General features: G+C 60.8%; 19 protein-coding genes. 11 read left to right on the top strand and 8 right to left on the bottom strand.

Annotated elements, in window-relative coordinates:
- Positions 1-55: 55 nt before the first annotated feature.
- The 9 genes from bioF to KW840_RS07065 all read left to right on the top strand — a co-directional run bounded on the left by bioF (position 56) and on the right by KW840_RS07065 (position 11356).
- Positions 56-1234, top strand: a complete 1179-nt coding sequence (gene bioF / locus KW840_RS07025; protein ID WP_218494747.1) for an 8-amino-7-oxononanoate synthase — start codon at positions 56-58, stop codon at positions 1232-1234.
- On the top strand, positions 1227-1958 hold the full coding sequence (locus KW840_RS07030; protein ID WP_154946847.1) for an alpha/beta fold hydrolase: 732 nt from the start codon (positions 1227-1229) through the stop codon (positions 1956-1958). Before bioF ends, KW840_RS07030 begins: the two co-directional genes overlap by 8 nt.
- Positions 1951-2763: a malonyl-ACP O-methyltransferase BioC gene (gene bioC, locus KW840_RS07035; protein WP_218494749.1), complete on the top strand. Its 813-nt coding sequence runs from the start codon at positions 1951-1953 to the stop codon at positions 2761-2763. Before KW840_RS07030 ends, bioC begins: the two co-directional genes overlap by 8 nt.
- Positions 2760-3440, top strand: a complete 681-nt coding sequence (gene bioD, locus KW840_RS07040; protein WP_090451781.1) for a dethiobiotin synthase — start codon at positions 2760-2762, stop codon at positions 3438-3440. Before bioC ends, bioD begins: the two co-directional genes overlap by 4 nt.
- Positions 3441-3563: 123 nt before the next feature.
- Positions 3564-3860: a pyrroloquinoline quinone biosynthesis protein PqqE gene (locus KW840_RS07045; protein WP_218494751.1), complete on the top strand. Its 297-nt coding sequence runs from the start codon at positions 3564-3566 to the stop codon at positions 3858-3860.
- A 276-nt stretch (positions 3861-4136) separates the two neighbouring features.
- Positions 4137-5942 (top strand): phenylacyl-CoA dehydrogenase, encoded by a 1806-nt coding sequence (locus tag KW840_RS07050; RefSeq protein WP_095944826.1) that lies wholly within the window; start codon positions 4137-4139, stop codon positions 5940-5942.
- 195 nt (positions 5943-6137) lie between these two features.
- A complete protein-coding gene (locus KW840_RS07055; protein ID WP_218494753.1) occupies positions 6138-7430 on the top strand; it encodes a GGDEF domain-containing protein in 1293 nt (430 codons plus the stop codon).
- Positions 7431-7515: 85 nt separating this feature from the next.
- Positions 7516-9312: an acyl-CoA dehydrogenase C-terminal domain-containing protein gene (locus tag KW840_RS07060; protein ID WP_218494755.1), complete on the top strand. Its 1797-nt coding sequence runs from the start codon at positions 7516-7518 to the stop codon at positions 9310-9312.
- A gap of 265 nt (positions 9313-9577) precedes the next feature.
- Entirely contained in the window at positions 9578-11356 is a 1779-nt protein-coding gene (locus KW840_RS07065; RefSeq protein WP_218494758.1) for an acyl-CoA dehydrogenase C-terminal domain-containing protein, read from the top strand.
- Positions 11357-11583: 227 nt separating this feature from the next.
- On the opposite strand, the gene KW840_RS07070 is transcribed toward KW840_RS07065, so the two are convergent.
- Complete coding sequence (locus tag KW840_RS07070; RefSeq protein WP_057713036.1) at positions 11584-12513, bottom strand: LysR family transcriptional regulator; 930 nt, start codon at positions 12511-12513, stop codon at positions 11584-11586.
- A gap of 169 nt (positions 12514-12682) precedes the next feature.
- On the opposite strand from KW840_RS07070, the gene KW840_RS07075 reads away from it, so the two are divergent.
- On the top strand, positions 12683-13966 hold the full coding sequence (locus tag KW840_RS07075) for an aspartate aminotransferase family protein (protein WP_218494759.1): 1284 nt from the start codon (positions 12683-12685) through the stop codon (positions 13964-13966).
- 205 nt (positions 13967-14171) lie between these two features.
- Positions 14172-14330: a YqaE/Pmp3 family membrane protein gene (locus KW840_RS07080; RefSeq protein ID WP_003228885.1), complete on the top strand. Its 159-nt coding sequence runs from the start codon at positions 14172-14174 to the stop codon at positions 14328-14330.
- 131 nt (positions 14331-14461) lie between these two features.
- Here the strand turns inward: KW840_RS07080 and KW840_RS07085 are convergent, their stop codons facing one another.
- The 7 genes from KW840_RS07085 to pqqF all read right to left on the bottom strand — a co-directional run bounded on the left by KW840_RS07085 (position 14462) and on the right by pqqF (position 22202).
- Positions 14462-16288: a S9 family peptidase gene (locus KW840_RS07085; protein ID WP_218494760.1), complete on the bottom strand. Its 1827-nt coding sequence runs from the start codon at positions 16286-16288 to the stop codon at positions 14462-14464.
- Positions 16254-17426, bottom strand: a complete 1173-nt coding sequence (gene pqqE, locus KW840_RS07090) for a pyrroloquinoline quinone biosynthesis protein PqqE (RefSeq protein ID WP_090451770.1) — start codon at positions 17424-17426, stop codon at positions 16254-16256. Before pqqE ends, KW840_RS07085 begins: the two co-directional genes overlap by 35 nt.
- Entirely contained in the window at positions 17398-17673 is a 276-nt protein-coding gene (gene pqqD / locus KW840_RS07095; protein ID WP_015097086.1) for a pyrroloquinoline quinone biosynthesis peptide chaperone PqqD, read from the bottom strand. The genes pqqE and pqqD overlap by 29 nt, the downstream gene beginning before the upstream one ends.
- Positions 17670-18422 (bottom strand): pyrroloquinoline-quinone synthase PqqC, encoded by a 753-nt coding sequence (pqqC, locus tag KW840_RS07100; protein ID WP_007993179.1) that lies wholly within the window; start codon positions 18420-18422, stop codon positions 17670-17672. Before pqqC ends, pqqD begins: the two co-directional genes overlap by 4 nt.
- 124 nt (positions 18423-18546) lie before the next feature.
- The gene (pqqB, locus tag KW840_RS07105) at positions 18547-19458 is read right to left on the bottom strand and encodes a pyrroloquinoline quinone biosynthesis protein PqqB (protein ID WP_090451766.1); all 912 of its coding nucleotides are present in this window, start codon (positions 19456-19458) and stop codon (positions 18547-18549) included.
- A gap of 81 nt (positions 19459-19539) precedes the next feature.
- Positions 19540-19614, bottom strand: a complete 75-nt coding sequence (pqqA, locus tag KW840_RS07110) for a pyrroloquinoline quinone precursor peptide PqqA (RefSeq protein ID WP_003444522.1) — start codon at positions 19612-19614, stop codon at positions 19540-19542.
- A 158-nt stretch (positions 19615-19772) separates the two neighbouring features.
- Positions 19773-22202: a pyrroloquinoline quinone biosynthesis protein PqqF gene (pqqF, locus tag KW840_RS07115; RefSeq protein WP_218494762.1), complete on the bottom strand. Its 2430-nt coding sequence runs from the start codon at positions 22200-22202 to the stop codon at positions 19773-19775.
- Between the last annotated feature and the right edge of the window lie 2 nt (positions 22203-22204).

The following is a 22204-nucleotide window of genomic DNA, read 5'->3' on the forward strand; positions in this document are numbered from 1 at the left end:
CTCCCACAGGGATCGCATTCATTTTGATTTCTGTGATCTGAACTTCGAGGCCTGCATGTCTTTCGATCTCGCCGCACGCCTTGCCGCCCGTCGTGCCGAAAACCTCTACCGCCAGCGCCCGCTGCTTGAAAGCCCGCAGGGGCCGCAAGTGGTGGTCGATGGCCAGCCGTTGCTGGCGTTCTGTAACAACGACTACCTGGGCCTGGCCAATCATCCGCAAGTGATCGAAGCCTGGCGTGCCGGCGCTTCGAAGTGGGGTGTGGGCGGAGGGGCATCGCATCTGGTCATCGGCCATAGTTCCCCACACCATGCCCTGGAAGAAGCGTTGGCCGACCTGACCGGTCGCCCGCGGGCGTTGCTGTTCACCACCGGCTACATGGCCAACCTCGGCGCAGTCACGGCGTTGGTGGGGCAGGGTGATACGGTGCTCGAAGACCGGCTCAATCATGCGTCGCTGCTCGACGCGGGGCTGTTGTCCGGCGCTCGGTTCAATCGCTACCTGCACAATGACCCGGCGAGCCTGGCCAAGCGCCTGGAAAAAGCCACCGGCAATACACTGGTGGTCACCGACGGCGTGTTCAGCATGGACGGTGATATTGCCGACTTGCCAGCGCTGGCCCGAGAAGCCAAGGCCAAAGGCGCCTGGTTGATGGTCGACGATGCCCATGGTTTTGGACCGCTGGGTGCCAACGGTGGCGGCATCGTCGAACACTTTGGCTTGAGCCAGGATGACGTTCCGGTGCTGGTCGGCACCCTCGGCAAGGCGTTCGGTACGGCAGGTGCCTTTGTGGCTGGCAGCGAAGAGCTGATCGAAAGCCTGATCCAGTTCGCCCGCCCCTACATCTACACCACCAGCCAGCCCCCCGCGCTGGCCTGCGCCACGTTGAAAAGCCTGGAACTGCTGCGCAGCGAACACTGGCGCCGCGAGCATTTGCAGACGCTGATCCGCCAGTTCCGCAAAGGTGCCGAGCAGATTGGCCTGGAACTCATGGACAGCTTCACGCCGATTCAGCCGATCATGATCGGTGACGCGGGGCGAGCGGTGCGCCTTTCGCAAATGCTGCGTGAACGCGGGTTGATGGTGACCGCGATTCGCCCGCCGACCGTACCCGCCGGCAGTGCCCGGCTGCGGGTCACGTTGACGGCTGCCCACAGTGAGACTCAGGTACAGCTATTGTTAAACGGACTGGCCGATTGTTTTCAACAACTGAAGCCGGAGCCAAGCCATGCGTGATCGTCTGATTCTGCTGCCCGGCTGGGGCCTTGGCGTTTCACCGCTGGAGCCTCTGGCGGCGGCCTTGCGCGGTTTGGATGAGCACCTGCGCGTCGAGATCGAGCCGTTGCCGGAGCTGGAGTCGAGCGATCTTGAGGAGTGGCTCGATGAGCTTGATTCGACCTTGCCGCAAGACGTGTGGCTGGGCGGTTGGTCATTGGGCGGCATGCTCGCCTGCGAATTGGCGGCCCGGCGTGGCGATCGCTGCTGTGGTGTGTTCACCCTGGCCAGCAACGTTTCTTTTGTCGCTCATGATCAATGGACAAGCGCCATGTCCGGGGAAACCTTCGATGCGTTTCTGGCGGGATGTGAAGCCGATCCGCGCGCGACCTTGAAACGCTTTTCACTGCTTTGCGCCCAAGGCGCCGAAGACCCACGCGGATTGTCGCGGTTGTTGCTCGGCGGTGCCCCGAACACCGCTGCGCCGGTGTTGCTGAGTGGTCTGCAAGTGCTCGCGCAACTGGATACACGACAGGCGCTGCATTCGTTCCGCGGTCCGCAGTTGCATCTGTTCGCCGGCCTCGACGGGCTGGTGCCGGTGGAAGCGGCGGGCGAGTTGTTGGCATTGCTGCCGGATGTCGAAATCGGTCTGATTGAACAGGCCAGCCACGTGTTTCTCCTGGAGGATCCCCACGGTGTGGCGGGGGCGATCCAGGCCTTTTTGCATGAGTCCGGCGATGACTGATTTATCCCTTCCCAACCTGCCCGGCGCCTTGCCCGACAAGCGCCAGGTAGCAGCCTCATTCTCCCGCGCGGCAGCAAGCTACGACAGCGTGGCCGAGCTGCAGCGTGATGTGGGCAGCCAATTGCTCGGGCGCTTGCCGCAGGACTTCGTACCGCAGCGCTGGCTGGACCTGGGCTGTGGCACCGGGCATTTCAGTCGTGCCCTGGGTGAGCAATTTCCGGGCAGCCACGGGGTGGCGCTGGACATTGCCGAGGGCATGCTCAACCACGCCCGGCCATTGGGGGGTGCCACATACTTCGTGGCCGGCGATGCCGAGCGACTGCCACTGCAGGATTCGTCTTGCGACCTGATCTTCTCCAGCCTGGCGGTGCAGTGGTGCGCGGACTTCGAATCGGTGCTCAGTGAAGCCTTTCGAGTACTGAAACCGGGCGGTATTTTCGCGTTTGCTAGTCTGTGTGTAGGGACGTTGTTTGAATTGCGCGACAGCTGGCGCGAAGTCGACGGCATGGTGCACGTCAACCGCTTCCGGGAGTTTGGTGTTTATCAACAACTGTGTGCGGCCAGCGGCTTGAGGATGGTCAGTCTGCAAAACCTTGCGCACGTGCTGTATTACCCGGATGTGCGCAGCCTGACCCATGAGCTCAAGGCGTTGGGTGCGCACAATCTCAATCCCGGGCGACCGGGTGGCTTGACCGGCCGGGCGCGGATTTTGGGTTTGATCGAGGCTTACGAACAGTTTCGTCAGGCCCAGGGACTGCCGGCGACTTATCAAGTGGTGTACGCCGTTTTGGAGAAACCCTTATGAGCGCAGCCTATTTCATCGCCGGCACGGATACCGATGTCGGTAAAACCACGGTCGCTGCGGGGCTGCTGCATGCGGCGCGTTCGGCGGGTTTGAGCACGGCGGCGGGCAAGCCGGTCGCGTCCGGTTGCGATGTGACACCTAAAGGCCTGCGCAACGCCGATGCGCTGGCCTTGCTGGCGCAGTGTTCGCTGCCGCTGACCTACGCACAGGTCAATCCGATGGCCTTCGAACCGGCCATTGCCCCGCATCTGGCGGCGCGAGAGGCAGGCGTGGCGCTGACGGTGCAGTCGTTGCTGGCGCCGATGCGGCAGATTCTGGGCATGCAGGCGGACTTCACTCTGATCGAAGGCGCTGGCGGCTGGCGCGTACCCCTGGCGGATCAGGACAATTTGTCGGACCTGGCCATCGCATTGAAGCTGCCGGTGATCCTGGTGGTCGGTGTACGCCTGGGGTGTATCAGCCATGCCTTGTTGACCGCCGAAGCGATTGCCCGGGACGGTTTGCAACTGGCGGGATGGGTGGCCAACATCATCGACCCGAAGACCTCGCGGCTGGAAGAAAACCTGGCTACCCTGGCCGAGCGCCTCCCGGCACCGTGCCTGGGGCGTGTGCCGAAACTCAAGGCCGTTACGGCCGAGGCAGTGGCCGAGCACTTGCAACTGGACCTGTTGGACTGAGGCGAGTGGCTTGTGGGCTTTGCCTATGACAAGGCACTGTGCCATTAGTGTTTTTGTCGAGTGTTTTGCCGGCCACTCTGCTTCAATGGCCACTGTTGATCCTTTGAAAGGACGAGTTCTCCCATGGAAATCTCAGGAAGCCCCGCTTTTTATGCCGGTCTGAGCACCCTTCAGACAGGGCAGAACCGTGTCGATCAAGCCGCCGGGCAGATCGCCAACACGACGATCGAGCGCTCGGTCACCAGCCAGTCCTCCGAGGCGCAGGTCGATCGTCTGCGATCGGTTGATCGCAGCCGGCAATCGGACCTGGCCAGCAATGTGGTCGACATGGCCCAAGGCAAAATTCAGGTCGAACTGGGCGCCAAAGTCGCCAAGGCATCCGACGAAGTGCTCGGAACGCTGATCGATACTTTCGCCTGATCCTCATTGAATCCGTCTCTCCAACGCCGCGCCTGTTCGCGGCGTTTTTCTGCGTAAGTCCTTCTCACTCAACTAATCTTTTCTGCATGGTGGCTCGCTCGGTCAATGTCCGTCGTGCGGTTGCGCGCAGATGTGCCTGATCTTCGGTGACGAACGGAAAAAGATCGACGCTTGACAAGATTTGGGCGTAAACGTATGTTTCAAACAACTGTTTGATCGCAACAACAAATCAATGCGGTCGTTCATTCCCGGTTACATCAGCAGAGGTTTATCGCTATGCCTGACTACAAGGCCCCCTTGCGTGATATTCGCTTCGTTCGTGACGAGCTGCTCGGCTACGAAGCGCACTATCAGAGCCTTCCGGCTTGTGCCGACGCAACTCCGGACATGGTTGACGCCATTCTTGAGGAAGGCGCCAAGTTTTGTGAGCAGGTACTGGCTCCGCTGAACCGCGTGGGCGATCTCGAAGGCTGCACCTGGAGCGAGTCCGGCGTTAAGACCCCGACTGGCTTCAAGGAAGCCTACAAGCAATTCGTCGAAGGTGGCTGGCCAAGCTTGGCTCACGACGTAGAGCATGGCGGCCAAGGCCTGCCGGAGTCCCTGGGTCTGGCCATCAGCGAAATGGTTGGCGAGTCCAACTGGTCGTGGGGCATGTACCCAGGCCTGTCGCACGGTGCGATGAACACCATCTCCGAGCACGGCACCCCTGAGCAGCAAGAGGCTTACCTGACCAAGCTGGTTTCCGGCGAGTGGACGGGCACCATGTGCCTGACCGAGCCGCACTGCGGCACAGACCTGGGCATGCTGCGCACCAAGGCCGAGCCTCAGGCCGACGGTTCCTACAAGGTTTCCGGCACCAAGATCTTCATCTCGGCCGGTGAACACGACATGGCCGACAACATCGTCCACATCGTACTGGCCCGCCTGCCGGATGCCCCGGCCGGCACCAAAGGCATCTCCCTGTTCATCGTGCCGAAGTTCATGCCGAACGCCGATGGTTCGGTTGGCGCGCGTAACGCTGTGTCCTGTGGTTCCCTGGAACACAAAATGGGCATCCACGGCAACGCTACCTGCGTAATGAACTTCGACGGCGCTACCGGTTTCCTGATCGGCCCGGCGAACAAAGGCCTGAACTGCATGTTCACCTTCATGAACACCGCACGTCTGGGTACCGCGCTGCAAGGCCTGGCCCACGCTGAAGTCGGTTTCCAGGGCGGCCTGAAATACGCTCGCGACCGTCTGCAGATGCGCTCGCTGACGGGTCCCAAAGCGCCGGACAAAGCCGCTGACCCGATCATCGTGCACCCTGATGTACGCCGCATGCTGTTGACCATGAAGGCATTTGCCGAAGGCAACCGCGCGATGGTTTACTTCACCGCCAAGCAGGTCGACATCGTCAAGTACGGCGTGGACGAAGAAGAGAAGAAGAAAGCCGACGCACTGCTGGCGTTCATGACTCCAATCGCCAAAGCCTTCATGACCGAAGTCGGTTTCGAATCGGCCAACCACGGCGTGCAGATCTACGGCGGCCACGGCTTCATCGCCGAGTGGGGCATGGAGCAGAACGTCCGCGACAGCCGCATCTCGATGTTGTACGAAGGCACCACCGGTATCCAGGCACTCGACCTGCTGGGCCGTAAAGTGCTGATGACCCAGGGCGAAGCTCTGAAAGGCTTCACCAAGATCGTCCACAAGTTCTGCCAGACCAACGAAGGCAACGAAGCGGTTCAAGAGTTCGTCGCTCCGCTGGCCGCATTGAACAAGGAATGGGGCGAGCTGACCATGAAGGTCGGTATGGCCGCCATGAAAGATCGCGAAGAAGTCGGCGCAGCCTCCGTGGACTACCTGATGTACTCCGGTTACGCCTGCCTGGCCTACTTCTGGGCCGACATGGCGCGCCTGGCTGCCGAGAAACTGGCTGCCGGCACTTCCGAAGAGGCGTTCTACACCGCCAAGCTGCAGACTGCGCGCTTCTACTTCCAGCGCATCCTGCCGCGTACCCGCACTCACGTCGTAACCATGCTGTCGGGCGCCAACAACCTGATGGACATGAAAGAAGAGAACTTCGACCTGGGCTACTAAGCCTTAGCGAAGTACTTGAAAAAGCCGCTGCTCCCTCGGGAACAGCGGCTTTTTTGCTTTAAAGGTTGGCGGTGGAAAATGTTTGCAACGCCCTTTGAAAAATACCTCAGTAATTCACTCAGTAACTCGGGCTTCCTGCCGTTACAGTAGTTGGCACATTGCCATCTATTGATTTGACGGGTCGGAGCTTTACCCTTGCCGCGCTCATCTGCTGTACGTTTCAGTCATTTCCTGCCGTCATTGCTGCTGTTGGTGGCGGGGCTTGCGGCTGCTTACATCAAGGATCTGAACGTCTTCTTCACGTCGCTGTTCAACGTGCTGCCCACCCTGGTGTTGTTGCTCGGTGGCGCCTATTGCGCGGTGTACCGACGCCAGCGTGAACTGTTTCTGATGGTCACGGTGTACATCGCCTACTTCCTGCTCGACACCCAGACCGACTATTACCGCGACAACGGCAAGGTGCGTGACGACGCCGCGGTGGTCTTTCATTTGTGTTGCCTGCTGCTGCCGCTGCTGTTTGGCGTGTTCGCGGCGTGGCAGGAACGCACCCATCTGTTCCAGGACATGGTGGCGCGCTTCGCGGTCTTGCTGGCGGTCGGCAGCGTGGCGCTGGGGCTTGAGCAAAGTTATCCACACGCGCTGCTGATCTGGCTGTCGGAGATTCGCTGGCCTACCTTGCATGGCGCCTGGATGAGCCTGATCCAGTTGTCCTATCCGGTGTTCATCGCTGCGTTCCTGTTGCTGGCCTGGCAATACTGGCGCAACCCGCGACCGCTGCATGCCGCGCAATGGGTGGGGCTGCTCGGGTTGTTCTGGATGTTGCCGAAAACCTTCATCCTGCCGTTCACGCTGAACATCATGTGCAGCCAGGTGATGCTGATGATTGCCGCCGCCGTTGCCCACGAGGCCTATCAAATGGCCTTCCGCGACGAACTGACCGGGCTGCCGGGCCGTCGCGCGTTGAATGAACGCATGCAACGCTTGGGGCGCAACTACGTGTTGGCCATGAGCGACGTCGACCACTTCAAGAAATTCAACGACACCCACGGCCACGACGTCGGCGACCAGGTGCTGCGACTGGTGGCCAGCAAGCTGTCGAAAATCGGCGGTGGCGGTAAGGCGTATCGCTATGGCGGCGAGGAATTTGCCCTGGTGTTTGCAGGCAAGACCCTCGAAGAGTGCATGCCGCACCTGGAAGTCATCCGCGAGTCCATCGCCACTTACAACATTCAGCTGCGCAATCAGGAAAACCGCCCGCAGGACGATAGTCAGGGGCGCCAGCGGCGTGCCGGTTCCGGTGCGTCGAGTGTGTCGGTGACGGTCAGTATCGGCGTTGCCGAACGGATCGAACAACGCACCCCCGAAGAGGTGCTCAAGTCCGCTGACCAGGCGCTCTACAGCGCCAAGGGCGCCGGGCGCAACTGCGTGATGGCGTTCGGGCAGAACCGCCGTGGCGCCGTGCGCATGGACGCCGCTACGGTTGAGTGATGATGGCGCATTCAGCGAGCGCAAAGTGATTGTGAGGCGTGGTCGGCAGCAGTAGGTTGGAGAAATCTGCCGATGGAGAATGACCATGCCCGAGTACAAAGCTCCCTTGCGCGACATGCGCTTTCTGATCGACCACGTCTTCGACTTTCACAGCAACTACGCCGCGCTGGGGGCCACCGATGCCAGCCCGGACATGGTCAATGCGATCCTCGAAGAAGGGGCGAAGTTCTGCGAAAACGTACTGTCGCCGCTGAACCGCAGTGGCGATGAAGAAGGCTGCCATTTCGACAATGGCGTGGTCACGACGCCCGCGGGCTTCAAGCAGGCATTCGCCCAATATGTCGAGGGCGGCTGGCATGGCCTGGCGGCGGATCCGGTTTACGGCGGTCAAGGGTTGCCGATCTCTCTGGGCCTGGTGATCAGCGAGATGGTGGCTTCCAGCAACACCTCATGGGGCATGTACCCCGGTCTGACCCACGGTGCGATGTCGGCGATCCACGCCCATGGTACCGAGGAGCAGAAACAGACTTATTTGAAGAAGCTCACCGCTGGCCAATGGACCGGCACCATGTGCCTGACCGAAGCCCATTGCGGCACCGACCTGGGCATCATCAAGACCCGCGCCGTACCTCAGGCCGATGGCAGCTACGCGATCTCCGGCAGCAAGATCTTCATCTCCGCCGGCGAGCACGACATGAGCGCCAACATCATTCACCTGGTGCTGGCCAAATTGCCGGACGCACCGGCCGGGACCAAGGGCATTTCGCTGTTCATCGTGCCCAAGTTCCTGCCTGATGCGACGGGGGAAGCGGGTGAGCGCAACGGCGTGTCCTGCGGCTCGATCGAACACAAAATGGGCATCAAGGCTTCGGCTACCTGCGTGCTGAACTTCGACGAGGCCAAGGGCTACCTGATCGGCGAGCCGAACAAGGGCCTCAACTGCATGTTCACCATGATGAACCACGCGCGACTGGGCACCGGCATGCAAGGGCTGTGTCTGGGGGAGGCGAGCTTCCAGGGCGCGATCAAATACGCCAACGACCGTTTGCAGATGCGCTCGCTGACCGGCCCGAAAGCGCCGGAAAAGGCCGCCGACCCGATCATCGTGCACCCTGATGTGCGGCGGATGTTGTTGACCATGAAAGCCTTCAACGAGGGCAACCGCGCGCTGACCTACTTCACCGCACAGTTGCTCGACGTTGCACACCTGAGCCCGGACGAAACGGCGCGCCGGGATGCCGAAGACTTGCTGGCGTTCCTCACGCCAATCTGCAAAGCCTTCATGACCGACACCGGGCTGGAGGTGACCAACCATGGCATGCAGGTGTTTGGCGGTCACGGGTTCATTCGTGAATGGGGAATGGAGCAACTGGTACGCGACTGCCGGATCGCGCCGATCTATGAAGGTACCAATGGTATTCAGGCGCTGGACTTGCTCGGGCGCAAGGTACTCGGCAGTCAGGGCAAGCTGCTGCGTGGCTTCACCAAAATCGTCCACAAGTTCTGCGCGGCGAACGCCGAACATCCACAACTGGCCGGGTATGTGGCGCAGCTCAATCAACTGAACCAGCAGTGGGGTGAATTGACCACCAGGGTCGGTATGGCGGCGATGAAAAACCCGGACGAAGTCGGTGCTGCGTCGGTGGATTACCTGATGTACAGCGGTTACATCATCCTCGGCTACCTGTGGTTGCGCATGGCGCTGGTGGCTCAGGCGCAGCTCGATGCGGGCAGCGGTGATGGTGACTTCTGCCGGGGCAAACTGGCGACCAACGAGTTTTACTTCAAGCGTCTGTTGCCACGCACTGCCGCTCATCGGGCGGCCGTCGAAGCAGGTAGCGATTGCCTGATGCAACTGCCGGCGCAGATGTTTGCGCTCTGACATCGCCCTCTGTAGGAGCGAGCTCTGCTCGCGATGGTCGTGAACGATAACGCGTAAAACCAGATGCCCAGTGGCGCCTTGGGGTTTTTCGCGAGCGAGCTCGCTCCTACAGTTTCATCCGTTCACTCCCGCCTACGTAAATGACTAAAAATAACAAAACGGTCATGAGTTGACCCTATGTGTCGCAAAAGTTGTTGAGGTACACTCCGACCCAACGAAAACACTCTTCCTGTGAATCACCTGTATAGATCTTGCGAGGTTTGCCATGGCTGACTACAAAGCGCCCCTGCGCGATATGCGCTTCGTCCTCAATGAAGTTTTCGAGGTCGCCAAACTCTGGGCCGAACTGCCTGCACTGGCCGAGACTGTGGATGCAGAAACCGTCGAAGCCATCCTGGAAGAAGCCGGCAAAGTCACCAGCAAAAGCATCGCACCGCTGAGCCGTGCCGCTGACGAAGAAGGTTGCCATTGGGCGGACGGTGCCGTCACCACGCCGGCAGGTTTCCCACAGGCCTATCAGACCTACGCTGAAGGCGGCTGGGTCGGTGTCGGTGGTGATCCGTCCTACGGCGGCATGGGCATGCCCAAAGCCGTTTCGGCCCAGGTCGAGGAAATGGTCAACTCCGCCAGCCTGTCGTTCGGCCTGTACCCGATGCTGACCGCCGGTGCTTGCCTGTCGATCAACGCCCACGCCAGCGAAGAACTGAAAGCCGCGTACCTGCCGAACATGTACGCCGGCATCTGGGCCGGTTCCATGTGCCTGACCGAACCCCACGCCGGTACCGACCTGGGGATCATCCGCACCAAGGCCGAGCCTCAGGCCGACGGTTCCTACAAGGTCAGCGGCACCAAGATCTTCATCACCGGTGGCGAACACGACCTGACCGAAAACATCATCCACCTGGTGCTGGCCAAGCTGCCGGATGCACCGGCGGGGCCGAAAGGCATTTCGCTGTTCCTGGTGCCGAAGTTCATGGTCAATGCCGATGGCAGCCTCGGCGCGCGCAACCCGGCCAACTGCGGTTCGATCGAACACAAGATGGGCATCCAGGCGTCCGCCACCTGCGTGATGAACTTCGATGAAGCCGTGGGTTACCTGGTCGGCGAGCCGAACAAAGGCCTGGCGGCGATGTTCACCATGATGAACTACGAGCGTCTGGGCGTTGGTATCCAGGGCCTGGCCACGGGCGAGCGCTCGTACCAGAACGCCGTGGAATACGCCCGTGATCGCCTGCAAAGCCGTGCGCCAACCGGCGCGCAGAACAAGGACAAAGTGGCTGACCCGATCATCGTCCACCCGGACGTGCGGCGCATGCTGCTGACCATGAAAGCCTCGAACGAAGGGGGGCGTGCATTCTCCACCTACGTGGCGATGCAACTGGACACCGCCAAGTTCAGCGAAGACGCCGCCACCCGCAAGCGCGCGGAAGACCTGGTGGCGTTGCTGACCCCGGTGGCCAAGGCGTTCCTGACCGACCTCGGCCTGGAAACCACTGTACACGGCCAGCAGGTCTTCGGCGGCCACGGCTATATCCGTGAGTGGGGCCAGGAGCAACTGGTGCGTGACGTGCGCATCACCCAGATCTACGAAGGCACCAACGGCATCCAGGCGCTGGACCTGGTCGGGCGCAAGATCGTCGGTAGCGGCGGGGCGTTCTACAACCTGTTCGCCGACGAGATCCGCCACTTCACAGCGACCGCCAGCGCGGACCTCGCGGAGTTCACCAAGCCGCTGAACGACGCCGTGACCACCCTCGATGAACTGACCGCGTGGTTGCTGGATCGGGTCAAAACCAATCCGAACGAGATCGGCGCGGCGTCGGTCGAGTATCTGCAGGTGTTCGGCTACGTGGCCTACGCCTACATGTGGGCGCTGATGGCCAAGGCGGCTTTGGGCAAGGAAGCGCAGGACGATTTCTACGCCAGCAAACTGGGCACGGCGCGCTTCTATTTTGCCCGCCTGCTACCGCGCATTCACTCGTTGAGCGCGTCGGTGAAGGCCGGTAGCGAATCGTTGTTCCTGCTGGATGCGGGACAATTCTGATGAAGTAACGTTATGTAAGCATTCTCTTACATAACGTGCTGCTGTTCTCCCATAGATGCAAATTGGATCCACAGCTAATCTACTTCTCATGGACGTAGCGCAGGAAGCGCAAAGCAACAACAGGGACACGTAGGATTCTGCCAGGACGGCGGAGTGAAATGGATGTCAGGGAAACAGTCTGCAAAGCCCCGCTTCGGCGGGGTTTTCTTTTGCCTGAAGAAAAGTTTTCAGCTTGGCCCATCCAGAGCCTGCGCGCTGTTCAAGCGCCCGTCCGGGCCATTTATCACTTCTTCCAGCAATGTCCGCAGCAATGCCAGCGATGCCTGCTGCCGTTGCACATCCCGACACACTAAACCGACTTTCAGCGGCACTCGCGGTTCGCTCAGGGGTTTCCACAGCAGTTCGTGGTTGCCATGGGTCTTTTGCGAACGACCGGGCAGTACCGTCGCCAGGCGCGTGTGGGGCAGGCTGTCGAGGATGCCGGCCATGTTGTTCAATTCGGCTTGCACCTGTGGGCGACGTCCGAGGCTTGTCAGCTGTGCCTGCCAGATCTGCCTGATCTGAAACTCTTCGCCCAGCAGCAGCATCGGCAGTTCGGCAGCCTGACTCATGGACACTTTCTTGAATTCACGCAGCGGATGCTCTGCCGGGATGACCAGGGTCAGTTCGTCTTCGTACAGCATCACGCCATGCAAGCCAGGCTGGCGGGGCGGCAGGTAGCTGATGCCGATATCCAGAGAACCGTTGAGCAGTCGCCGCTCGATTTCCAGGCCGGTCAGTTCGTAGATCTGCACCACCAGATGCGGCTGCGCCTTGCGCACCCGCTCGAGCATCTGCGGAACGAGGCTGGTGTGCACGGTTTGCAATACACCGATGGCCAGGGTGCGCAGCGCCTGACCCTTGAAGTTGCCGAGCGCTTCCCGTGCCCGTTGCAGGCCATCGAGCAAAGGCAGGGCATGGTTGTACAGCGTGTGGGCCGCGAGAGTCGGCAACAGGCGTTTGCTACTGCGCTCGAACAGGCTCACATCGAGGTTTTGCTCGAGGTGGCGGATTTGCTGGGACAGCGCCGGCTGGGAGATGGACAGGCGCTCGGCGGCCCGGCCCACGTGGCCTTCTTCATAGACCGCGACGAAATAACGCAGTTGCTTGAAATCCATAAGTATTACTTATCGAAAATGCTGGGAAATCGAAATGGCTGAACGCCTCGCCTGAGCCTAGTCTAACCGCATTCACAGGGCTTACAGGGCCACAGAGCGCGATGAATACCCTTTGCTTCGATGGTATTTACATAGGTAAGGCAAAAAACCTCAAAAGGGTTTTTTTCAGATGAACCTGTTCAGTCTGCGCCGCAGTCCTCCCAGTCTTGATGATCTGGTCATGGACGCCTCTCCGCCATCCCAAGGCGTTAACCTTTCCAGCGAGTACTTGATGCCCAGTGTCGAGCGGCCAAAACAGGTGTTTGTGCGTGGTCAGGGTTCATGGTTGTGGGACAGCGATGACCGTGCGTACCTGGATTTTTCCCAAGGCGGCGGGGCCAACAGCCTCGGTCATAGCCCTTCGGTACTGGTCAATGCAATCACAGCCCAGGCTCAGTCGCTGATCAACCCGGGTTTTGGCCTGCATAACCGCGGCATGCTCAGCCTCGCCGAACATTTGTGTGCCAGCACCGGCAGTGATCAGGCCTACCTGCTCAATACCGGCAGCGAAGCCTGCGAGGCGGCGATCAAACTGGCGCGTAAATGGGGTCAACGGCATCGCGGCGGTGCGTCGCGAATCATTGTGGCCAACAACGGTTGCCACGGCCGGAGCCTGGCGACGATTTCGGCGTCGGACAGTCCGACATTGGCCAACCGGTTCGAGCCGCAATTGCCAGGCTTCAGTCGTGTTCCGTTCAATGACCTGCCAGCGTTGCATGCGGCCGTGGATGAACGGACCGTAGCGATCATGCTCGAGCCGATCCAGAGCGAAGCCGGCGTGGTCCCGGCCACCGTGCACTATCTCAAGGGCGTTGAACGCCTGTGCCGTGAACTCGGCATTTTGCTGATCTTCGACGAAGTGCAAACCGGCATCGGCCGTTGTGGCACCTTGCTCGCGGAACAGTCCTGTGGCGTCACGGCGGATATCGTCGTGCTCGGCAAAGGCTTGGGCGGCGGCGTGCCATTGGCCGCGCTGCTGGCGCGGGGCAAAGCTTGCTGTTTCGACATTGGCGAGTTGGCGGGTACTCATCACGGTAATGCGTTGATGACCGCGGCGGGGCTTTCGGTGCTCGATACCGTGCAGGACAAGGCTTTCCTCAAGCACGTCGCAGAGGCCGGTCAACACCTGCGTGAAGGGTTAGGGCGTTTGGCCCATCGTTACGGTCACGGCGAGTTGCGCGGACAAGGGCTGCTGTGGGGGCTGACGCTGTCGGACGACTCCGCTGACGCGGTGGTCAAGGCCGCGCTGTACGAAGGCTTGCTGCTCAATGCCCCGCAACCCGACTGCCTGCGCTTTACCCCTGCGCTAAACGTCAGCAACGCCAACATCGATGAAATGCTCCTGCGCCTGGCGCGCGCCTTCTCCCGAGTGCGAACCGCACAATTGCAGTGCCGCAAAGGGATTGCCGTCTGATCAGGCGCGCCCTGTACACATTCCAGAACCGTCTCGCGGTAATACGCACGCCCCACGCCCGATACTTTTGGCGTGGGGCGTTTTTTTGTCTGCGAAATTCAACGAAGGGGCGGAACTTGGGAGTAGAGTGACTGAACCCTGACAAACGGCACAGGTCGATTAGCTGTAGGGCTCGAGCGAGCCCACCCCAATCAGGAGCTGCCCCATGGACTTTATTCGCATCATCATCGCCATCCTGTTACCGCCATTGGGCGTGTTTCTGCAAGTAGGATTCGGCGGAGCGTTCTGGCTGAATATTCTGCTGACGTTGTGCGGTTACATTCCGGGGATCGTGCATGCGGTGTACATCATCGCCAAGCGCTGAATTTTTGCGGCGTTAGATCGATCGCTTTCGCGGGCAAGCCCGCTCCCACAGGATTTGTGCACGCAGCAGAACCTGTGGGAGCGGGCTTGCCCGCGAAGGGGACGCCACCGTTTCGGCAATGAACGCAGGCTTCAGTCCACTGAATCCATCACCCGCCGATAAAACAACCACTCCTGCTCCAGCGCATGGGCCTGGTTACCGGCCTTGCGAAAGCCATGGCGTTCATCGGCGTAGTAATGCGCTTCGACCAGGATGCCGTTGTCCTGCAGTGCCGTGACCATGTCACGGGTCTGTTGCGGGACGACCACGGCGTCCAGTTCTCCTTGAAAGAAGATCATCGGCACGCGGATGTTGCCGGCATGCAGCAGCGGCGTGCGGGCGGCGTAGCGTTCGGCATCCAGTTGCGGATCGCCGATCAGCCAATCCAGATAGTCGCTTTCGAATTTGTGGGTCGCGCGCCCCAGCGCCACCGGGTCGCTGACCCCATACAGGCTGGCGCCGGCGCGGAACACGTTGTGAAAGGCCAAGGCGCAAAGGCTGGTGTAGCCGCCAGCGCTGCCGCCGCGAATGAACGCCTGGTCGCCGTCGATCAAGCCTCGCTGCTTGAGGTAACTGACCACGGCGCAGGCGTCTTGCACATCAACATCACCCCAGCCCAGGTGCAGTGCCTGGCGATAGGCCCGGCCGTAACCGCTGCTGCCGCGATAGTTGAGATCGGCCACGGCGAAGCCCCGCTGTGCCCAGTACTGGATACGCGGATCGAGCATCGGGTAGCACGCCGAAGTCGGTCCGCCATGGACGAACACCACCAATGGCGGTTTCGCCTCGCCGGTCATCGCCGGGTAGAAGAAGCCGTGTGCTTCGCCTGAGCCACTTGGGTAGCGCAAGGTTTGCGGGCGGCTGATCTGTTCGGGAGCAAGCGGTGCGATGCCGCCGGCCAGCACTTGCACTTGCCGGCTCTGACGGTCGATGGCGATGACGGCGGTTGAACTGACGGGCGACGCCGCGATGCAATAGATGAACTGCTCATCCACGGCGAGATGGCGGAAGCGGCTGTAGTCGCCGGTAAAGTCGGCGCTGGAGTCGCCGCCTATGCCCAGTCGGCCAAACCCGCCCTCGGTCCAACTGGCCAGATAGCTGTTATCGCTCAGCGGCAACCAGGTGCTGCCGCCGAGTTGCCAGGGCGCGGGGCCATGGTCGGCGCTGGCACTTGGCAATGGGCTCAGGCCTTTTTCAGATTCTTTCCATGGCTGCCAGTAACCCGCGCGATCCGTCAGGCAATACAGTCGACCGCTGGCATCAAACCGCGGTTGTTGCACAGACTCTTGAACGCCATCGCCCGCCACACAACGAGCCTCGGCAAAGCCGCCGTTGGCGAGGCGTTCGGCAACCATCAAGCGGGTCGCTGTCCATGGTTGATCCGGGCGACTCCACTCGATCCAGGCCAGGCGCCGGGCATCAGGGCTCAGCGTCGGTGCCGCGTAGAAATCAGCACCCTCGGCCAGCAAGTGACGTGCGCCATCCAACAGATCGATCGCCACCAATCGGTGTTGATCGCGGTGCTCCTCGACCGCCAGCACTTGCCCGTTGGCGAACTGCAGATCGCCATAACGGCATGCTCCGGACGTCAGCCTTTCGGGCGCTTCGTCTTGCAGTGATTGCCGATACAACTGCTGGTCGGCCTCATTGACGAAAACGATTCCATCGTCCGTCAGACACAACGCTCCACCGCCATATTCGTACACCCGACTGCGCACGCTGAACCCCGGTGGCGTCAGGCATTTCGCTGCGCCGTCACGCCAATGCCAGATCCGGCACGCAGCGTCTTCGGGGCGGTATTCGTTCCAAAACAGGCCCTGTCGACCGACCTGCAGTTCGGCAAAGTCGATACCGGCGGCCACGGCTTTGGCAGCGCTGAAAGGTTCAGCTTTTGGCGATGAGGCGTGAGTTTCGTTCATTGCGAAAGGCCAGTTGGTCGATGGTCTGGGTCGCGTGCCCGGCTTCCTCGCGAGCCTTGAGGATCACGCCGTGTTGTGGCGACTTGCTGCATACCGGGTCGGCGTTGCTTGCATCGCCGGTAAGCATGAACGCCTGGCAGCGGCAGCCGCCGAAGTCTTTTTCTTTCTCGTCACAGGAGCGGCACGGCTCGGGCATCCAGTCGTACCCGCGAAAGCGGTTGAAGCCGAACGAGTCGTACCAGATGTGCTGCATGCTGTGGTCGCGCACGTTGGGAAACTGCACCGGCATCTGTCGGGCACCGTGACAGGGCAGGGCGGTTCCGTCTGGCGTGACCGTCAGAAAAATACTGCCCCAGCCGTTCATGCAGGCTTTCGGGCGTTCTTCGTAATAGTCCGGCGTGACGAAAATCAGCTTGCACGGATGCCCTTCGGCTTCCAGTTTTGCGCGGTATTCGTTGGTGATGCGTTCGGCGCGCACCAGTTGCTCCCTGGTCGGCAAAAGCCCAACGCGATTGAGTTGCGCCCATCCGTAGAACTGGCAGGTGGCGAGCTCGACGAAGTCCGCTTCCAGTGCAATGCACAACTCGATGATGCGGTCGATCTGGTCGATATTGTGCCGATGGGTGACGAAGTTCAGCACCATCGGATAACCGTGGGCCTTCACCGCCCTGGCCATTTCCAGTTTCTGCGCGAAGGCCTTTTTCGAGCCGGCCAGCAGATTGTTCACCTGCTCGTCACTGGCCTGGAAACTGATCTGGATGTGATCGAGACCGGCCTTTTTGAAATCGCTGATTTTCTGTTCGGTCAGGCCGATGCCGGAGGTGATCAGGTTGGTATAGAAACCCAGCTTGCGCGCTTCAACGATCAGCTCGGCGAGGTCCTGACGCACCAGCGGTTCGCCACCGGAAAAGCCAAGCTGCGCGGCGCCCATTTCCCGCGCTTCACGAAACACCTTGATCCACTGCTCGGTGCTCAGCTCTTTGCCTTGCTCGGCGAAATCCAGCGGATTGGAGCAGTATGGGCATTGCAGCGGGCAGCGATAGGTTAGCTCGGCGAGCAGCCACAGCGGCAAGCCGACCTCGGGTTTGGGCGGTACTTGCCTTGATGAATCAGGCAAGTTCGATCCAGTGCTGCGCACGGGCAACCTCCATGAATTGCTCGATGTCGTCTCCGAGTTCGGGCACGCCGGGAAACTGTTGGTCGAGCTCATTGATGATGGCCGCGACATCCCGTTCACCATCAATCAAACCGCCGATCAGCGCGGCACTTTCGTTGAGCTTGATCATGCCTTCCGGGTACAGCAGCACGTGGCCTTTTTGCGCCGGTTCGTACTGGAAACGGTAGCCGGGACGCCAGGTCGGGGTCTTGCTGCGATCGAAACTCATAAGGTGATTCCTTTGTGCCAGACCCGTTCCCCGGTCACGCTGTGATACGGCGGGCGTTTCAGTTCGTAGGCCATGCTCATGGCATCAAGCATGCTCCAAAGAATGTCCAGTTTGAACTGGAGAATTTCCAGCATGCGCTCCTGGCCTTCACGTGTGGTGTAGTGCTGCAACGTGATCGCCAGACCATGCTCGACATCACGCCGTGCCTGGCCCAGGCGCGTGCGGAAATACTCGTAGCCGGCCGGGTCGATCCATGGGTAGTGCTGGGGCCAACTGTCCAGGCGCGATTGGTGGATCTGCGGGGCGAACAGTTCGGTCAGCGAGCTGCTCGCGGCTTCCTGCCAACTGGCACGGCGGGCGAAATTGACATAGGCGTCCACGGCGAAGCGCACGCCGGGCAGTACCAGCTCCTGGGAACGCAGTTGGTCCGGGTCGAGGCCCACGGCCTGGCCCAAGCGCAGCCAGGCTTCGATGCCGCCGTCTTCGCCGGGCGCACCGTCGTGGTCCAGCAGGCGTTGAATCCACTCGCGGCGGATCTCGCGGTCCGGGCAGTTAGCCAGAATGGCCGCGTCCTTCAGGGGGATGTTCACCTGATAGTAGAAACGGTTGGCAACCCAGCCCTGGATCTGTTCGCGGGTGGCCCGGCCTTCGTACATCGCCACGTGATAGGGGTGATGGATGTGGTAGTAGGCGCCCTTGGCGCGCAGAGCCGCTTCGAATTCGGCGGGGGACATCGGGGTGTCAGTCATTGCGATTCTCCGGGGAACAACCAGGATATGTGTTGCTGCTGCCGGCCTCATCGCGAGCAAGCTCGCTCCCACAGGGGAATGCGGTCAACTGTGGGAGCGAGCTTGCTCGCGATAGGGTCATCCGCTACAGCACAATACTCATGCCGTCATACGCCACTTCAACCTGGCGCCGATCCAGTTCCGCGCGTTCTGGCGAGTCTTCATCGAGAATCGGGTTGGTGTTGTTGATGTGGATAAGTACTTTGCGCTGGTTGGGCAATTGCTCAAGCACTTCGAGCATGCCACCGGGGCCGCTCTGCGCCAGGTGTCCCATCTCCCGACCGGTGCGGGTGCCGACGCCGCGACGCTGCATTTCATCGTCATCCCACAACGTTCCATCGACCAGCAGGCAATCGCTGCCGGCCATGATTTCCAGAAGCCCTTCATCCACCTTGCCCAGGCCCGGTGCGTAGAACAGTTTGCCGCCGGTGTTGAGGTCTTCGACGATCAGGCCGATGTTGTCGCCCGGATGGGGGTCGAAGCGGTGTGGTGAGTACGGCGGCGCGGCACTGCGCAACGGCAGCGGGGTGAAGCGCAGGTTCGGGCATGCCGGTACGCTGAAGCTCTGGTCGAGTTCGATGCGATTCCAGGTCAGCCCGCCATTCCAGTGGTTGAGCATGGTGAACAGCGGAAATCCGGTGCTCAGGTCTTCATGGACCATGTCGGTGCACCAGACCTGATGCGGGCACCCTTCGCGCAACATGAGCAGGCCGGTGGTGTGGTCGATCTGGCTGTCCATCAGGATGATCGCGCCGATCCCGGTATCGCGCAGGGCGCGGCCCGGCTGCATCGGGGCGAAGCCCTGGAGTTGGGCGCGGATGTCCGGGGAGGTGTTGCACAGCACCCAGTTCACGCCGTCATCGGAAATCGCGATGGACGATTGCGTCCGCGCCTTGGCCCGCAGGCTGCCGTCGCGAAAGCCCGCGCAGTTCACGCAGTTGCAGTTCCACTGGGGGAAGCCGCCGCCGGCAGCGGAACCTAGAATCTGGACAAACATGGACGCTCCATCATTTCAACGCTGAAAATAAAACGCCTCGGATAACCGAGGCGTTGTGCTGCATCTCTGCCAAAGCTGAGATTAGCGGCTTGCGAAGTACATGGTGACTTCAAAGCCAATACGCAGGTCGGTGTAAGCCGGTTTGGTCCAGGCCATAAATTGAACTCCTTCAGGTAGGGTAGGACAGCGCTATCTATAGGTATAGTCCACCTCAAATCAGAGAGGTTCCAGATAGTTAGGTTGCTATGTTACTCAAAATTTCAAAGAAATTGCCCGTGAAACTTTGAGAAAGCTCCTTGCAGCCCCGGTAATGATCATTTTGCCGCTTGCCATGGCGCACCCGGGGTGACGCTGTTGGCAAGGCACAGCCAGCCGCCTTCGGCCTGATTCAGGCGTTGGGCCGCAGCCAGTAGAACGGTCCGGTCAATGTGCACAATGGCCTCGGGCAAGTACGTCAGATAATCCGACGAGCGGCCGGCCAGTTTGCCTTGCCAGAGCAATTCGGCCGCTTGAGCCGTGGTGAGCGCAGCGCTGCAAAACTGATCCGCCAGGGCCTGGCGTTGAGCGTTGAAGGTGGTGTCGTCGAGTGCGTTGATCAGGTCCGGCAATCGATTCAGGAATTGCTCGATGTGTTGCAGCAGCTCCACAGGCGCAACGCTTGGCGATTGCACGCCGAACAGCACCCCGGTTTGCCCGTGAATCTGCCGCAGGGCGCTGAACACCGCATAGCCGAGTTGCAACTCCACCCGCAGGCGTTGGTAGAACGGTGTCTGGCAGACATGCGCGAGCAAACGCCACGCGGCTTCGTCGGCCATTTCCTGGGTGGCTGCAGGACAGAACAGCAGCAACGCGTGCTCGCTGGAGGCGGTATCGACAGTGCTCCACAGATGCCGTGCAAGGATCGAAGAGGGCGGCGTCAGTTGATTGTCCGGCGTGCCGGGTATGCGGCTCAAGGCCAAGCCCATAGCCGCTTGAGTCTGAGCCGATAACCCGATGGCCAGCCCATCCCATCGCGCACTCGACCAGAGTGGCTGCACGTCATCCGAGTTCGCGGACTGCCCGAGGCAGTGTTCGGGTAATGCCTTGAGCAGTTGTCGAATCGGTATTGGCGCAACGCTCGTCGATTCGGCTTGTGAGACAGCGGCGTCAGGTTTTGTCAGTTCTTTCAGCACATGCTCCAGGACGCTGGGCATCGGTTCCTGCAGCCCGTTCAGTTTGAGCAGCCATTCGTTGCCCGATGCACTGAAGGAAAATTCCACACCGGCCTGGTGCGCGTCTTCGCGCAACGGTTGCAGGTAGTTTTCCAGCCGTGATTGAAGGTGGCTGCCGGGAGCCGAGTCCAGGCGCCAGCGCAGATAAATCGCGCCTTCAGCACCGTTGTCCGGCCATGCCTGGCTGAATTGCATCGGCGAACGTTCACGACGGCTGCGCGAACGGTCCTGGGCAAAAGTGCGCAGGCCTCGGTGGGCGCTGGTCTGGCCGCGAATCAATCCGGCGTTGGCTGCCGGTGCTTCGGCGCGCAAGAACGGGTTGGGTGCTGGTAATTGCCATGGGCCGCTGAAGTTATCCACAGCGCCGATTTGTTGAAGGATTTGCTTGAGGGCTGTAACACCTGGCTCGGATAACCCGACTTTGCGTTGTTCGCTGTCCAGTCGGGCCAGTTGCAAGGCGCCGCTGACTTGCTGCTGGCGCTGGAGCAGGGTGGCGTACTCTTCGCGCAATCGGCTCCAGTCTTGCGCGGCAAAGAAACCGAGCCAGTCCATCAAGCGTTCGTGGATGCCTGAAGCCGGGTCTGCGGTGGGCAGGGTGAATTCGATATGCAGCAAGGCTTGCCCGGCGAACTGGTACAGCGGCTGGGCTTTGAGGTGATCGGCCAGCCCGCGCTCGCGCAGGTCCGCCATTAAGCCGCCGGGTTTTGCCAGGTTCAGCCAGTGGCACAGGAACGCCAACGCATCGGCAGAGAAATCGGGTAGCACTTCAAGGGCAAACAGCAGATCCAGGCGTCGCTCGCCAGTCTGTTGATAACTGTTGGTTGAGGCCTCCATCAGCGGTACTGGGGGCAGTTGAGTGGCTGTCTGGCCTTTGGCAATGACACTGCCAAAGGCTTCGGCCATTGCCTTCAACTCAAGGAGGCTCTGTGGTCCGGCCAGGCTCAAGGTCATTTGCCCGGTCTGGTAAAACCGCTGATAAAAATCCTGCAGCGCCTGCTGAAACTCGGGTTGTTGCAGCGGCAGACTGTCGCGATTGCCGGCATGAAAACCCCGTAGTGGATGAGCCTCGGCCAGGCCATTGAACAGCGCAAATTGCTGCTGCGCCTTGGCATCCTGCGACCAGGCGACAAACTCTGCCTGCAGCACTTCCCGTTCCCGCTGCTGGTCGTCCGGATTCATACGTGGATGGGCGAGCATGTCTGACAGACGCTCCAGCCCACCGGCAAACGCCTGGGGTGGCAGTTCGAAAAAGTAGTCCGTGGTGCGTTCGCCGGTCCGCGCGTTTACCTGGCCGCCATGACTCTGGACGTAGGCCATCAACCCTTGCCCGGCGGGAAAACGCTCAGTGCCCAGAAACAGCAGATGCTCAAGAAAGTGCGCCAGGCCGGGCCACGCCAGCGGCACATCATGGCTGCCCGCGGCGACCCGCAACGCTGCTGCGCAACGCTTTAAATCCGGGGCATGACGCAGCGTCACCCGTAGACCATTGGCCAGGGTTTCAGTGTGGGGGCGAGGGTGATTCAGCGCGGGCATGG

This window comes from Pseudomonas sp. PDM30, assembly GCF_019218985.1.
GTDB lineage: Bacteria > Pseudomonadota > Gammaproteobacteria > Pseudomonadales > Pseudomonadaceae > Aquipseudomonas > Aquipseudomonas jessenii.

Excerpts from the sequence above, each read along its gene's own strand:
- bioF (WP_218494747.1), top strand. The coding sequence starts at position 56 with ATGTCTTTCGATCTCGCCGCACGCCTTGCCGCCCGTCGTGCCGAAAAC.
- KW840_RS07030 (WP_154946847.1), top strand. The coding sequence starts at position 1,227 with ATGCGTGATCGTCTGATTCTGCTGCCCGGCTGGGGCCTTGGCGTTTCA.
- bioC (WP_218494749.1), top strand. The coding sequence starts at position 1,951 with ATGACTGATTTATCCCTTCCCAACCTGCCCGGCGCCTTGCCCGACAAG.
- bioD (WP_090451781.1), top strand. The coding sequence starts at position 2,760 with ATGAGCGCAGCCTATTTCATCGCCGGCACGGATACCGATGTCGGTAAA.
- KW840_RS07045 (WP_218494751.1), top strand. The coding sequence starts at position 3,564 with ATGGAAATCTCAGGAAGCCCCGCTTTTTATGCCGGTCTGAGCACCCTT.
- KW840_RS07050 (WP_095944826.1), top strand. The coding sequence starts at position 4,137 with ATGCCTGACTACAAGGCCCCCTTGCGTGATATTCGCTTCGTTCGTGAC.
- KW840_RS07060 (WP_218494755.1), top strand. The coding sequence starts at position 7,516 with ATGCCCGAGTACAAAGCTCCCTTGCGCGACATGCGCTTTCTGATCGAC.
- KW840_RS07065 (WP_218494758.1), top strand. The coding sequence starts at position 9,578 with ATGGCTGACTACAAAGCGCCCCTGCGCGATATGCGCTTCGTCCTCAAT.
- KW840_RS07070 (WP_057713036.1), bottom strand. The coding sequence starts at position 12,513 with ATGGATTTCAAGCAACTGCGTTATTTCGTCGCGGTCTATGAAGAAGGC.
- KW840_RS07075 (WP_218494759.1), top strand. The coding sequence starts at position 12,683 with ATGAACCTGTTCAGTCTGCGCCGCAGTCCTCCCAGTCTTGATGATCTG.
- KW840_RS07080 (WP_003228885.1), top strand. The coding sequence starts at position 14,172 with ATGGACTTTATTCGCATCATCATCGCCATCCTGTTACCGCCATTGGGC.
- KW840_RS07085 (WP_218494760.1), bottom strand. The coding sequence starts at position 16,288 with ATGAACGAAACTCACGCCTCATCGCCAAAAGCTGAACCTTTCAGCGCT.
- pqqD (WP_015097086.1), bottom strand. The coding sequence starts at position 17,673 with ATGAGTTTCGATCGCAGCAAGACCCCGACCTGGCGTCCCGGCTACCGT.
- pqqC (WP_007993179.1), bottom strand. The coding sequence starts at position 18,422 with ATGACTGACACCCCGATGTCCCCCGCCGAATTCGAAGCGGCTCTGCGC.
- pqqB (WP_090451766.1), bottom strand. The coding sequence starts at position 19,458 with ATGTTTGTCCAGATTCTAGGTTCCGCTGCCGGCGGCGGCTTCCCCCAG.
- pqqF (WP_218494762.1), bottom strand. The coding sequence starts at position 22,202 with ATGCCCGCGCTGAATCACCCTCGCCCCCACACTGAAACCCTGGCCAAT.